Annotated in this window: 11 protein-coding genes; 8 read left to right on the plus strand and 3 right to left on the minus strand. The window is 70.6% G+C overall.

All coding sequences use genetic code 11. The features are described 5' to 3' along the window. Positions 1 to 211: 211 nt before the first annotated feature. Positions 212 to 1,180, minus strand: coding sequence for an aldo/keto reductase (locus tag ACWD3H_RS28230; protein WP_451957114.1), 969 nt, complete (start codon positions 1,178 to 1,180; stop codon positions 212 to 214). A 119-nt stretch (positions 1,181 to 1,299) separates the two neighbouring features. Here ACWD3H_RS28230 and ACWD3H_RS28235 point away from each other — a divergent pair, with 119 nt between their 5' ends. Continuing rightward, complete coding sequence (locus ACWD3H_RS28235; RefSeq protein WP_451957115.1) at positions 1,300 to 2,433, plus strand: hypothetical protein; 1,134 nt, start codon at positions 1,300 to 1,302, stop codon at positions 2,431 to 2,433. Positions 2,434 to 2,459: 26 nt separating this feature from the next. Here ACWD3H_RS28235 and ACWD3H_RS28240 read toward each other — a convergent pair whose 3' ends face one another. Next, the gene (locus tag ACWD3H_RS28240; protein WP_355557704.1) at positions 2,460 to 2,837 is read right to left on the minus strand and encodes an STAS domain-containing protein; all 378 of its coding nucleotides are present in this window, start codon (positions 2,835 to 2,837) and stop codon (positions 2,460 to 2,462) included. A 327-nt stretch (positions 2,838 to 3,164) separates the two neighbouring features. Between ACWD3H_RS28240 and ACWD3H_RS28245 the strand changes: the two genes are divergently transcribed. The 4 genes from ACWD3H_RS28245 to ACWD3H_RS28260 all read left to right on the plus strand — a co-directional run bounded on the left by ACWD3H_RS28245 (position 3,165) and on the right by ACWD3H_RS28260 (position 7,649). Further along, positions 3,165 to 4,190: an NAD-dependent epimerase/dehydratase family protein gene (locus tag ACWD3H_RS28245; protein ID WP_355557709.1), complete on the plus strand. Its 1,026-nt coding sequence runs from the start codon at positions 3,165 to 3,167 to the stop codon at positions 4,188 to 4,190. 144 nt (positions 4,191 to 4,334) lie between these two features. Further along, positions 4,335 to 5,525, plus strand: coding sequence for an L-2-hydroxyglutarate oxidase (lhgO, locus tag ACWD3H_RS28250; RefSeq protein ID WP_451957116.1), 1,191 nt, complete (start codon positions 4,335 to 4,337; stop codon positions 5,523 to 5,525). A gap of 10 nt (positions 5,526 to 5,535) precedes the next feature. Next, positions 5,536 to 6,267 carry a response regulator transcription factor gene (locus tag ACWD3H_RS28255; protein ID WP_355557715.1) on the plus strand — a complete coding sequence of 244 codons (732 nt, stop codon included), beginning with the start codon at positions 5,536 to 5,538 and terminating at the stop codon, positions 6,265 to 6,267. Continuing rightward, positions 6,267 to 7,649 carry a HAMP domain-containing sensor histidine kinase gene (locus ACWD3H_RS28260; protein ID WP_451957181.1) on the plus strand — a complete coding sequence of 461 codons (1,383 nt, stop codon included), beginning with the start codon at positions 6,267 to 6,269 and terminating at the stop codon, positions 7,647 to 7,649. The genes ACWD3H_RS28255 and ACWD3H_RS28260 overlap by 1 nt, the downstream gene beginning before the upstream one ends. A gap of 124 nt (positions 7,650 to 7,773) precedes the next feature. On the opposite strand, the gene ACWD3H_RS28265 is transcribed toward ACWD3H_RS28260, so the two are convergent. Then, positions 7,774 to 9,681, minus strand: a complete 1,908-nt coding sequence (locus ACWD3H_RS28265) for an efflux RND transporter periplasmic adaptor subunit (RefSeq protein WP_451957117.1) — start codon at positions 9,679 to 9,681, stop codon at positions 7,774 to 7,776. A 148-nt stretch (positions 9,682 to 9,829) separates the two neighbouring features. Here ACWD3H_RS28265 and ACWD3H_RS28270 point away from each other — a divergent pair, with 148 nt between their 5' ends. From ACWD3H_RS28270 to ACWD3H_RS28280, 3 genes are read left to right on the plus strand one after another with little or no spacing between them, the layout of a single operon-like run. Next, a complete protein-coding gene (locus ACWD3H_RS28270) occupies positions 9,830 to 11,005 on the plus strand; it encodes an efflux RND transporter periplasmic adaptor subunit (protein ID WP_451957118.1) in 1,176 nt (391 codons plus the stop codon). Next, positions 11,002 to 11,733 carry an ABC transporter ATP-binding protein gene (locus ACWD3H_RS28275; RefSeq protein ID WP_451957119.1) on the plus strand — a complete coding sequence of 244 codons (732 nt, stop codon included), beginning with the start codon at positions 11,002 to 11,004 and terminating at the stop codon, positions 11,731 to 11,733. Before ACWD3H_RS28270 ends, ACWD3H_RS28275 begins: the two co-directional genes overlap by 4 nt. Continuing rightward, positions 11,730 to 13,001 carry an ABC transporter permease gene (locus tag ACWD3H_RS28280; protein ID WP_451957120.1) on the plus strand — a complete coding sequence of 424 codons (1,272 nt, stop codon included), beginning with the start codon at positions 11,730 to 11,732 and terminating at the stop codon, positions 12,999 to 13,001. Before ACWD3H_RS28275 ends, ACWD3H_RS28280 begins: the two co-directional genes overlap by 4 nt. The last annotated feature ends 8 nt before the right edge of the window (positions 13,002 to 13,009 follow it).

The raw sequence follows: 13,009 nt of genomic DNA on the forward strand, positions 1-13,009 counted from the left end.
TCGGCATCCAGCCGGCCGATGTCCCTTGGATCTTCTACTCACTGTGGCCAGGCGGGGCCTCGTCACGTCGTCGGTCACCACGGCTTCCTCCCACGCCTCACGAGAGGCCCCTGACCGAGCCTGGCCACGGCGAGATCCGCGGGACAGGGGCTCTGGCCGCCCACCGGCGGCTTGCCCGGCGACCTCGCGGGGGTCACCGTTCGGGCACCGCCTACCAGGCGTACTCCTCCGGCGCCGTCTTGAAGCCGGGGAAGATCTCGTCCAGGCGGGTCAGGGCCTTCTCGTCCAGCGCGATCTCCAGCGCCTTGGTGGTGCCGTCGAGCTGGTCGAGCGTGCGCGGCCCGATGATCGGCGCGGTGACGACCTGCTGGTGGAGCAGCCAGGCCAGCGCGAGGTTGGCCGGGTCCACACCGAGCTCGTCCGCGAACGCCTCGTAGCGCTCGATCTTGTCGCGGTGCTTCTCCAACTGGGCGGTGATCTGCTCCGAGGCCGACCGGCCCTTGTCGATCTTCTTGAGGATGCCGCCGAGCAGGCCGCCCGCGAGCGGGCTCCACGGGATCAGACCCAGGCCATAGTCCTCGGCCGCCGGGATGACCTCAAGCTCGGGGGCGCGGACGATCAGGTTGTAGTGGGACTGCTCGGAGACCAGGCCGAGAGTGTTGCGCCGCCGCGCGCTCTCCTGAGCCTTGGCGATGTGCCAGCCCGCGAAGTTGGACGACCCCACGTACAGGATCTTGCCCTGCTGCTTGAGGATGTCCATGGCCTCCCAGAACTCCTCGAACGGGGTGTTCCGGTCGATGTGGTGTGCCTGGTAGAGATCGATGTAGTCGGTCTGCATCCGCTTCAGCGACGCGTCGGCGGCGCGCCGGATGTTGAGCGCGGACAGGCGACCCTCATTGGGCCAGTCGCCCATGTCACCGTAGAGCTTCGTGGCGATCACCGTCTTCTCGCGGCGCTTGCCTCCCTTGGCGAACCATCGGCCGATGATCTTCTCGGTGATGCCCTCGCCCTTCTTCCAGCCGTACACGTTGGCTGTGTCGAAGAAGTTGATCCCCAGCTCATGGGCGTGGTCCATGATCGCGAAGGAGTCTTCCTCCGAGGTCAAGGGGCCGAAGTTCATCGTGCCCAGGCAGAGGCGGCTGACCTTCAGGCCGGTACGGCCAAGCTGCGTGTATTCCATGCGCCCCACACTAAATACCTGGAGTGCACTCCAGGCGAGAGGATCAGCGGGGAAATCCGTGTCGGCCGGCCCCGTCGCGTCTGTGCTGCCCGCCGGTCCCGCCGGGGCATGATGGCTGGATGCTGAGTAAGCCGGGGGAAGTCTTGGTTCGCGCGTTCGCGGTGGTCGGCCTGACCGCGGCCATGGCCTTCACGGGGCAGAGCGCATCGGTGGGCGACGGGCGGGCGGCATGGGCCGACGCGGGTCAGCGCACGGGGCAGGGGGTGCGGGCGGACGGTGAGGAGCGGCTCCTCTTTCGCTTCAAGGACAGCCGGATCAGCGAGTCGAGCGGGCTGGCGGTCTCGCCGACCCACGAGGACGTCTACTACACGCACAACGACAGCGGCGCCGGGCCGGTCTTCTACGCGGTCGGTCCCAACGGTCAGACCCACGCGACCTTCACCCTGCGGGGGGCGGAGGCCCGCGACTGGGAGGGCATGGCCGCCTCCATCGACCAGAAGACCGGCCGGGGGGTGCTCTGGTTCGCGGACATCGGCGATAACCTCGACGGGGCCTGGCCTGATGTCTCGGTATACAAGGTCGCGGAGCCCACGGTGCTGAGCGACGCCGTCGTCCCCGCCGTGCGCTACCGCTTCCGCTACGAGGACGGCGGGCACAACGCGGAGGGCATCATGGTGAACCCACGCACCGGGCGCCTCTACATCGTGACCAAGCAGTTCGCCGGCGCCGTCTACGAGGCACCGAAACGGCTGCGCACCGACAGGGTCAACGTGCTCCGCAAGGTCGGCCCGGCGCCCATCATGGCCACCGACGCCGCCTACGCCCCCGACGGGTCGAGCTTCGTGATCCGGACCTACTTCTCCGCCACGGTCTACCGTGCTCCCGGCGAACAGATCACCCGGGTGACGATGCCGCAGCTGGAGCAGGCCGAGTCGATCACCTACACGCGTGACGGCAGGTACCTGCTGACCGGTAGCGAGGGGAAGCGCAGCCCGGTCTACCAGGTGTCGCTGCCCGAGGAGGTTCTCCGTGAGGCGGCTCCGGAACCCACGACCGCCCTGCGGCGGGCGGCTCCCACACCGGCTCCCACGCCGGATCCCGAACTGGCCCCCACGCCGGGCGCCGGGGCGAAGGCCGAACAGGACGACACCGGCGAGGACGCGGGGGTGCCGACCTCGGCCGTGCTTCTCTGGCTGGCCATCGCCGCGGGCGCCACGGGCACCATCACCCTGATCGCCCGTAACACCCGCTGAGAGGTGATCGGGCCGTCTCGGCTGGTTCAGTCGGGAAGTTGCGGGTGGTGGGGGGAGGTATGGGACAGGGCGGCCGCCACGTCGGCGTCGATGGGAAACCAGGCGTACAGCCCGGTTATCTGCAGAAGACGTTCCAGGACGTCCGACACCTCCGCCAGCCGCAACCAGCCGCCCGCCTCCGAGGTCATGCGCACGCCGCTGAGAAGCACCCGCAGCCCGGTGGAGTCGCAGAAAGTGATCTTCTGGGCGTCGATGACGATCCGGGGGCGATATTCGGAGACCAGTCGCTCGATGGTCTCCCTGAGTAGTTCGCTGGAGTTGCGGTCGATATCGCCCGCGACGCTGATCACGGTGCAGCCGGCACGCTCGTGGTGGTCGACGCCGATGGAGAGTTCTCTGCTCATCGCCTCGCATTTCCACCCGGTGAAGCTGTCGGTTTCGGCTGTCGTCCGACCTGATCAAGGTATACCCCGCCGGAGCGCCGGGGTGGGCGACGGGCGGGAGACATGTGCGTAACGGCTACGAGGACCAGCGCTCGTCTCCCGTGCCGCCGACCGGTCCGGAACGTGACCCCATGCCGAAGATGAATGACCGCATCCAGATTTATTGCCCCGACATATTCGGGTATTCCTCAACCGTCCCGGATGGATTTCCGGCAATAGGCAATGATGGTTAAGAACCAGAGGGGTTATCCCTTCTCTTCCAGTGAGGATTGCCGCTAACTTTCGAAGATGCGCGTTCTGGTAACCGGGGCATCAGGTTTCGTCGGCTCGCATGCGGTCGCCGCGCTTCTCGCCGACGGGCACGAGCCGCTTCTTCTCATACGCAATCCAGAGAAAACGCGCGAAGTGCTGGCCGGTGTCGGGGTGACGGATCCGGTTCCCCTGCACAGGGCCGATATCCGCGACACGGCGGCCGTGCGGGACGGGCTCGAACAGTGTGACGCGGTCATTCACGCCGCTGCGGAAATCGGGGTCATCGGCCGTGTCGGCGACCTGGCCGGTACGAATGTGACCGGAGCGAAGAACGTCCTCGGGCAGGCCGTCGAACTCGGTCTCGACCCGGTCGTGCACATCTCGAGCATCGGCGTCTTCGTGCCCCCGACCGGCCCGGTGATCACGACCGAGAGTCCGCTTTCCACGCCGAGGAACGAGTACGGCAGGAGCAAGATCTCCGCCGAGCACTACGCCAGGCGGCTCCAGGAACAGGGGATGCCGGTCACGATCGTCTACCCGGCGGCGGTCGCCGGACCGTGCCAGCCCGCGCTGGACGCGCTGATGGACGGGCTGCGCGCGGGGCTGGAACAGGGATGGCCGATCACCGCCGGCGGCGTCGGCGTCGTCGACGTACGGGATCTGGCTCTCATACTCGCCCGCTGCCTCGAACCGGGGCGGGGACCTCGCCGGTTCATGCTGGGCGGGCACTACCTCACCTGGGCGCAGCTCGCCGACGTCTGCGACGAGGTGACCGGGAACCGCTGCCGGAGGTTCCGGGTCCACCGCTCGGTGCTGCGCGGCGCGGCGGCCGTGGTCGACGCGATGAAACTGATCAAGGAGATCGACTACCCGCTGACCAGGGACGCCGTCGAGATGATGGTCACGATGGTCCGCGCGTACGACACCCCGACCCTTGAGGCGCTCGGCGTGGGGCTGCGGCCGGTCCAGGAGACCGTCACCGACTCGCTGCGCTGGCTGGCGCAGGAAGGGCACCTCGGTCTGGACAAGGTCGGCAGGCTGGCGGGTAGTGTCACGCGGTAACGCGATCCCTCCAGCGCGACAGGGGTGGCGGCGGTGACCACCTCACAGTCAGGAGTCGACGATGGACGTCGGGTTGGCCGTGGCCGGTTTGCGGGTGGGCGTCGGCGATGGGTGCCGGGGTCGAGGTGTGGGCGGGGGGTGGCGATGAACGTCGGGGTCGTCGGTGCGGGGATCGTCGGGTTGGCCGTGGCCAGGGAGGCGGCGCTGACCCGCGGGGCCAGGGTGACGGTGCTGGACAAGGAGGACCGCGTCGGAGCCCACCAGACCGGGCACAACAGCGGCGTCGTCCACGCCGGGATCTACTACCGGCCCGGCTCGCTCAAGGCCACGCTCTGCCGTGAGGGTGTGGCACTGCTGCGGCAGTACTGCGCCGAGCACCGCATCCCCTACGACGAGGTCGGCAAGCTCGTCGTCGCCTCGACCTCGGCCGAGCGGCCCGAGCTGCGGCGGATCGCCGAGCGGGCCCGTGCGAACGGGGTTCCCGGCATCGCCGAGCTGGACGCGCTGGCCCTGCGGGAGGTCGAGCCGCACACCGTCGGCACGGGTGCCGTGCACTCCCCGCGCACCGCGATCGCCGACTTCCCCGCCGTCGCCAGGCGTCTGGCCGCGGATGTGGAGGAGAACGGCGGATCGGTGCTGCTCTCACATCCGGTGCGCGCGATACGGGAGACCGCGAGCGGGGTGAAGGTCCTGGCGGGGGAGCGGACGCTGAGCTTCGACCGGCTGATCGTCTGTGCCGGGCTCGGTACCGACACCGTCGCACGGATGGTCAAGGCCGCCGGGGACGTGCGGATCGTCCCTTTCCGCGGTGAGTACTACGCGCTGGCCGGCGCGGCGAAGGACCTGGTCCGAGGGCTCGTCTACCCGGTTCCCGACCCCCGCTACCCGTTCCTCGGCGTGCACCTGACCCGCAGGATCGACGGTGAGGTGCTGGTCGGCCCCAACGCGGTCATGGCGTTGGCGCTGGAGGGCTACTCCTGGCGGGACGTCGACCTGGCGGAGCTGGGCCGGATTCTGGCCTGGCGTGGCACCCGGCGGCTGGCCGCCCGGCACTGGCGGACCGGGATCAGGGAGGTGACCGGTTCGGTGGGCAGGAGGTCGTTTCTGAAGGCCGCGCGCCGCTATGTCCCGGCCCTGACCGCCGCCGACCTTGTCAGGACCACCTGCGGCGTTCGCGCACAGGCCGTGGACGCCTCCGGCGGCATGCTGGACGACTTCGCGATCGACGTGCACGGCCGCGTCGCCCTCGTGCGCAACGCCCCCTCACCGGCGGCAACCTCCAGCCTGGCCATTGCCAGACATATTGTGGGGTTAGCCTCTGTGTTGACCAGTTAACTGCTTTCTCATGTGGGCCGGTGAAAATAGACCAGTGACCGACTCACCCGAGGCACGTCTGCTGATCGTCGAGGACGAGCCGAACATCCTTGAGCTTCTGGCCGCGAGCCTGAGGTTCGCCGGGTTCGGCGTCAACACGGCGGGCAACGGCACGGACGCCGTCGCCGCCGTCCAGCGGCACCGGCCCGATCTCATCGTGCTTGACGTGATGCTCCCGGACATGGACGGCTTCGACGTCGTACGGCGTCTGCGCGGTGGTGGCAGCGACACCCCCGTGGTCTTCCTCACCGCGCGCGACGCCACCGAGGACAAGATCCGGGGGCTGACCCTGGGCGGGGACGACTACGTGACCAAGCCGTTCAGCCTGGAGGAGGTCGTGGCCCGGATCAGGGCGGTGCTACGCCGTACCGGCTCCGGCGACCTCGCCCCCCGCCAGCCCCGGCTCAACTTCGCGGACATCGAGCTCGACGAGGAGAGCCACGAGGTGTGGCGCAAGGGCAAGGCGGTGGCACTGTCACCCACGGAGTTCAAACTGCTCCGCTACTTCATGGCGAACGCGGGGCGGGTGCTGTCCAAGGCTCAGATTCTCGACCACGTGTGGGACTACGACTTCCGGGGCGATGTCGGCATCGTGGAGTCCTACGTCTCCGTGCTCCGTCGCAAGATCGACAACACGGACCCGCGGCTGATCCACACGCTGCGCGGCGTCGGATACGTGTTGCGCCTGCCGCCGACGCCGTGATGCTCAACGCGACCCCGCTGCGGGTGAAGCTGATCGCCGTCATCCTGGCCCTGCTGACGATCGCGCTCACCCTCATCGGGATCGGCAGTGTCTCGATCATGCGTGGTTACCTGATCGACCGCGTCGACACCCAGATCGACATGATGGTCGACACCGCGCTGCGCCGGATGAACCGGGGAGTCATACCGATCGGCAAGCCGCTGTCGCCCGACGCGAGGTTGGAGCTCCGCGGCTCCAGCGGCAGGACCTTCGACGCCTACAGCGGCGCCGACGTGGAGGGCAAGCCGGGGCCGTCGGTGCCTCAGGGGCAGGACAACCGGCCGTTCGACAGCGGCGACTGGCGAGCTCGCGCGGTCCCGTTGAACGGCGGCGGAAATCTCGTCGTCGCCGTTGACATGGCCGAGGTCCGGCAGATCGTCGGCCAGCTGGCGCTGGTGGAACTCCTCGGCGGTGGCGGTCTGATGCTGATGCTCGCCGGGGCCGGGATTTTGATCATCCGCAGGAGCCTGCGCCCACTGGAGGAGATCGAGCGCACCGCCGAGGCCATCGCCGCCGGAGACCTGAGCCGCCGGGTCCCCGATGCCGACCCGCGCACCGAGGTGGGCCGCCTCGGCCGGTCGCTCAACGGCATGCTCGCCCAGATCGAGACCGCCTTTCGGGCCCGTTCGGAGTCGGAGTCCTCGGCTCGCAGGTCGGAGGAGCGCATGCGAAGGTTCGTGGCGGACGCCTCGCACGAGCTCCGCACGCCGCTGACCTCGATCCGGGGGTTCGCCGAGTTCTACCGGCAGGGGCCGGGAATCGACGCCGCGCCGCTGATGCGCCGGGTCGAGTCCGAGGCGGTCAGGATGGGCCTGCTCGTCGACGACCTGCTGATGCTCGCCCGGATGGACCAGCAACGGCCGCTGGTCATGCGCCCGGTCGACCTGCTCGCCATCGCCGCCGACGCCGTCCACGACGCCCGCATCCTCGCCCCTGAGCGCGAGGTCACGCTCTCGGTGGACGGTTCCGCGCTCATCGTCTCCGGCGACGAGGTACGGCTCCGCCAGGTCGTGGGCAACCTCATGACCAACGCGCTCACCCACACTCCCGAGCGGACCCCCGTGCGGGTGGCGCTCTCCGCCGATGACGGGATGGCCGTCATCGAGGTCGCGGACGAGGGACCCGGCCTCACCTCCGAGCAGTGCGAACGCGTCTTCGAGCGGTTCTACCGGGTCGACTCCGCCCGGGGCCGCCGCGCCCCCGAGGACGGCGGGAGCGGGCTCGGCCTGGCCATCGTGGCCGCGATGGTCGAGGCCCACGGCGGCAGCGTCGCCGTGGACTCGGAATTCGGCAAGGGCGCGACGTTCCGGGTGCTTCTTCCCCTCGCCCCCGAGTCCGACTGACCTCCCGTCCGGTACGACGCCGTCTGTTCGAGGGTGTCCTGCCTGGTGTCGCCTGTCCGTTCGGGGTGGGGCCGGGGTGTGGCGGCCCCACCCCGGCTCTCGTGCCGGCGGTGGTCGTCCGGGCTCAGCGGGCGCCGGTGCCGGCCTCCGGCCAGCTGCTGTCGGGGAACTCCCCGCCGGCCGCGCCGCCGGGCAGTACCACCCGGTCGTTCTCGGCCAGCCCTGAGGTGATCTCGACGTACTGGTCGCCCCGGACGCCCGTCTCCACGACCCGCTCGACGCCGCCCTGCACGGTGACCCGGGAGACCCCCGCACTGGTCCTCACCGCCTGGGCCGGGACGTAGAGAGCCTCCGCCGACTTGGCGACGGTCACGGTGACCGAGGCGGTCTGGCCCACCATGAGGTCCGCCGGGGGCTCGTCGAACGCGATCGTGACGCCGTACCTCACCAGGCGGTCCGTGGTGGTCGCGGTGGGGGCGATGCCGGTCACGGTGCCCGTGTACCGCTTCCCCTGCCGGGTGGCCAGGGTGATCGCCGCCTGCTGGCCCAGCTCCAGGCTGCCGATGTCCGACTCGGTGAACAGCGCCTCCACCTGAAGCTCGTCCAGGTCTCCCAGGGTGAGGAACGTCCCGGTGTCCGCGCTGTCGCCGACCGCGCCGGCCACGGACATGACGGTGCCGTCGGTGGGAGCGACGATCCGCACGCCCGCCAGTTCCTCCTTGGCGTCGGTCAGCTCCGCCTGGGCCTGCTTCACGCGGGCCTCGGCCTGCTCCACGCTGAGCGTCCCCCGCCCGGCCCCGCCGGCGGAGGCGCCGGCGCCTCCGCTCTGCCCGGTGTTCGGGGCGGTGCCCTGCTTGGCGGCCTGCCCGGAGTTCCGGCCCGCGCCCGCACCCGCGCCTGCGTTCGCACCGGCACCGGCACCGGCACCCGCGCCGGTGTTCGCGCCCGGCTTCGGGGTGGAGCATCCGGTGGGCCCGGGGGTCGGCGTCCTGACGGTGGTGGGCCCGGCGGTCGCCGTCGGCTTGGCCGCGCCGGTGGGGGCGGCTGTCGGGCCGGGGTGGGCCGTCGGTCCTGCGGGCCCACCCGGGCCGGCCGTCGGACCGGAGGGCTGGGCCGTGGGCACCGGCTCCGAGGTCGCGGGCGGCCCGCCACCGTCCGGCCTCGCGGTCACGGTGACCGTCGCGGTGGCCGTCACCGTCACCGTCGGAGCGGCCGTCACGGTGACGGTGACCGTCGGGGCGGGCTGGGGAGAGTCGCCCCCCGGCCGTCCCGCCGCTGACGGGGTGGGGGTGGGGGTGGCCGTGGGCGTCGCGGGTGAGGTCCGCGTGAGCGCGGCGGCCGTAGTGGAGGAGCGCGCCGGGTCGGGTACGGGCGTCAGGGTGACCGGTGCCGTCATGAGGCGGTATCCGACGGGTGCGATACCAGCGGCCGGGACGACCCGTACCTCCCGCTCCGCTCCGGTCGGCTCGGGCGCCGGGGCCGGGGCGCCCGTCCCGGTCGGTGCGGGGGTGGCGCCCGCCCCCGGAGGCCGCGTCGCGGTGGGCTCGCATCCGGTCTGCCCGGCGGGATCGGACCGGCCGGTCCCGGTCTGGCCCGGTGTCGACTGCTGCTGCTGGGGGGCTCCGCCTGCCGCGTCCCCCGCTGTGCTTCCGGTCGTGCTTCCCGCCTCCTCCAGCGCCTCCTCGGCCGCCGCGAGCTGCGCCTTCGCGGCGGTGTAACGCTCGCGTGCGGGTGCGGAGCCGATCCTGGCGAGCACATCCCCCTTGCTGACCTTTTCCCCGGCCTTGACATAGACCTTCGTGACCGTTCCCGATCCGCCGAAGGCCAGGTTCCGGGTGCCGTCGTCCACGGTGTTGCCCGCGGCCGACACCGCGGCGGTCACCGTCCCGCGCCTGGCGGAGGCCAACTCCACCCGGGGAGCCTGGTCGGAGCCGCCGTCGAGCACGACGATCGCGCCCGCGCCCACCAGGACGAGGGCGGCGAGGGCAAGCCCTCCCACGCGCAGGTTCTTCGACAGATGGGTCGGTCTCATGGCGGACAATCCTGGACCGTCTGATTCACAGCATGCTCACAGGTGCCTGAAGGTTTGCTGTGCATCCTGAGCGGTACGACACGGTCTACAGGAAATCTTCAGCCTTTGTCGGGGTAGGCCCAAGCCTGGTACGCCAGGGTCGAGCGCTGTGAAGCTGTCGACCAAGCGCGGAGCGCTGATCGTGAACGGGACCCTCGGGGTCCTGTTGCTGGGCGGAGCGGTGATCGCCTACTCCTCCCTCGGCGGCGAGGCCTCATCCGCCGACGCCGCGGTGCGGACCGTGCAGGTGACCCGGGCCTCCGTCACCGCCTCCGTCTCCGCCTCGGGGACCGTGGCCAGCGCCCGCGCGCGAGCGCTGGATTTCGCATCGAGCGGCACCGTCGAGAAGATCTACGTCAAGGTGGGGGACAAGGTCACCAAGGGCCAGATCCTCGCCAGGCTGGACGACGACTCGGCGCAGGAGAGCCTGGACGCGGCCGCCGCCGCCCTCGACACCGCGGACGACGACACCTCGACCGCCGCGGCCTACGCCCAGTACATCACGGCCAGGAACACCTACCGGGCCGCGAAGCGCGCTGTGGACGGCACGGTCATCAAGGCGCCGTTCTCCGGTACGGTCACCGCGGTCAACGGCACGGTCGGGGGCTCCTCGGGCGCCTCCGCCAAGGCCACCGGAAACACCGGAAACACCGGCGGCGCGGGCAACTCGGGCAACGCGGCCGGTGCGGGTTCCTCCGGCGGTGCGGCGAGCGGCTCGGGCGGTTTCATCGACATCGCGGACACCGGCAGGCTCCAACTCGTTGGCACCTTCACGGAGTCCGACGTCACCCGGCTCAAGGTCGGCCAGGCGGCCTCCATCGGGTTCGACGCGCTCAACGGCGTCACCGCGGCCGGGAAGGTCACCCAGATCCAGCCGACCGCCACCACCAGCAACAACGTGGTCCAGTACCCGGTGACGATCTCCTTCACCGAGGTGCCGGACGAGGTCAGGCTGGGCCAGACCGCCACGGTCGGGGTCGTCGTCGAGAGCGTGCAGAACGTGCTCGCGCTCTCCTCCACGGTGATCTCCACCACGGGCTCCCGCAGCACGGTGACGGTTCTGCGCGACGGGCAGCAGGTGCCCGCCCAGGTGGAGGTCGGGGTCAAGGGCGACACGCTCACCGAGATCAAATCCGGGCTGAACGAGGGCGACCAGGTGGTCCGCCCGGCGGCCACCGGGACCACCCAGCAGGGCGGCGGCTTCCCCGGCCTCGGGGGCGGGGGCGGCGGTCGCGGTATCGGTGGCGGTGGCGGCTTCGGCGGCGGGGGAGGGGCCGGCAGATGACCGTCCCCGTCCTCTCCCTGAAGGACATCACCAAGGTGTACGGCCGAGGAGACGCCGAGGTCCGGGCGTTGCGCGGTGTCTCGCTCAGCGTCGAACGGGGCGACTACGTCGCCATCATGGGCGCCTCCGGGTCCGGCAAGTCCACGCTCATGAACATCCTGGGTTGCCTGGACGTGCCCACTTCGGGCGATTACCACATCGATGGCACCGATGTCGGCTCGCTGGACGAGCGCCGGCTCGCCGTGCTCCGCAACCGGAAGATCGGCTTCGTCTTCCAGTCGTTCAACCTCATCCCCCGGATGAGCGCGCTCGCCAACGTCGAGCTGCCCATGGCGTACGGCGGGGTCGGCGCCGCGGACCGGCGGGCCCGCGCCCTGGCGGCCCTGGAGCAGGTCGGTCTCTCCGACCGGGTCCGCCACGAGCCGAACGAGCTCTCCGGCGGCCAGCAGCAGCGGGTGGCCGTGGCCAGGGCGCTGGTCACCGCGCCCGCCCTCCTCCTCGCCGACGAGCCGACCGGCAACCTCGACACCGCCTCCACCGAGGACGTGCTGGGTATCCTCGACGGGCTCAGCGTCTCAGGCAGGACGATCGTGATCATCACCCATGAGGATGACGTGGCCGCTCACGCCAAGCGGGTCATCCGTCTGGTGGACGGCCGGATCATCGAGGACCGCCGCCAGGCCTCCGTCGACGGGCTCCCGCCCCGCATGCCGGAGGTCATCGCGTGAGCCAACTGGAGATCCTGCGGTTCGCACTTCGCGGGCTGGCCGCGAACAAGCTGCGCAGCTTCCTGACCACGCTCGGCATCCTGATCGGGGTGGCGGCCGTGATCCTGCTGGTCGCCTTCGGCGAGGGAGCCTCACAGAGCATCCAGCAGTCCATCCAGCGGCTCGGCGCCAACACCCTCACCATCTCGGCGTCCTTCGCCGGGGGCGGTGGAGGCGGTGGCGGTTTCGGCGGCGCCGGGGGAGGCCGGGTGAGCGCGGGACAGAACGCCGGCCCGCGTACCCAGGCCAGGCCGCTCACCCTGGAGGACGCCAGAGCGCTGACCGACCGCGAGCAGGTGCCCTCGGTACGGAGCGTGTCGCCCGTGGCGACCGCGAACTCGGCCGCCGCGGTCCACGAGGGCGCCAGCCATACGATCGCGCAGCTCGTGGGCACCTACCCCAGCTACTTCGAGGCGACGAACAAGCCCGTGGAGAGCGGTACCTACTTCGTCAACGACGACGTGATCGCCGCCAGGAAGGTCATGGTGATCGGGCGGACCGTGGCCGAGGGGCTGTTCGGCACCGCCGATCCGGTCGGCAGGCCGGTCAGCGTCTCAGGCGTGCCGTTCACCGTGATCGGGGTGCTCAAGGAGTCGGGCTCCACGGGCATGCAGGACGCCGATGACGTGGCCATCGTGCCGTTGCCCGCCGTGCAGCAGAGCCTGACCGGGTTCGGCGCGCTCGGTTCCATCATCGTGCAGGCGACCGGCGCGGACGCCACCGACTCGGCGCAGGCCGAGGTCACCGCCATACTCAACCAGCGGCACGGCATCACCCCGACGGGCACCGCGGACTACCGGATCCTGAACCAGGCCACCCTGCAGGAGACGGTCAGCTCGACCATCGGGATCTTCACCGCCCTGCTCGGTGCGGTCGCCGCCATCTCCCTGCTGGTCGGCGGCATCGGCATCACCAACATCATGCTGGTCACCGTCACCGAGCGGACCAGGGAGATCGGCATCAGAAAGGCCATCGGCGCGCCCAGGAGCGCCATTCTCGGCCAGTTCCTGCTGGAGGCGACGGTGCTGAGCCTGGTGGGCGGCCTGCTGGGCGTCGCGATCGCGTTCGCCGGCACCCGCTTCACGATCGCCGGGATCTCACCGGTGCTCGTACCGTCCTCGATCGCACTGGCCCTCGGCGTCTCGGTGGGCATCGGGCTGTTCTTCGGCGGCTACCCGGCCAACCGGGCGGCCAAGCTCCGGCCCATCGAGGCCCTGCGCCACGAGTGACCCGTACG

Source organism: Streptosporangium sp. NPDC002607, from assembly GCF_053592655.1.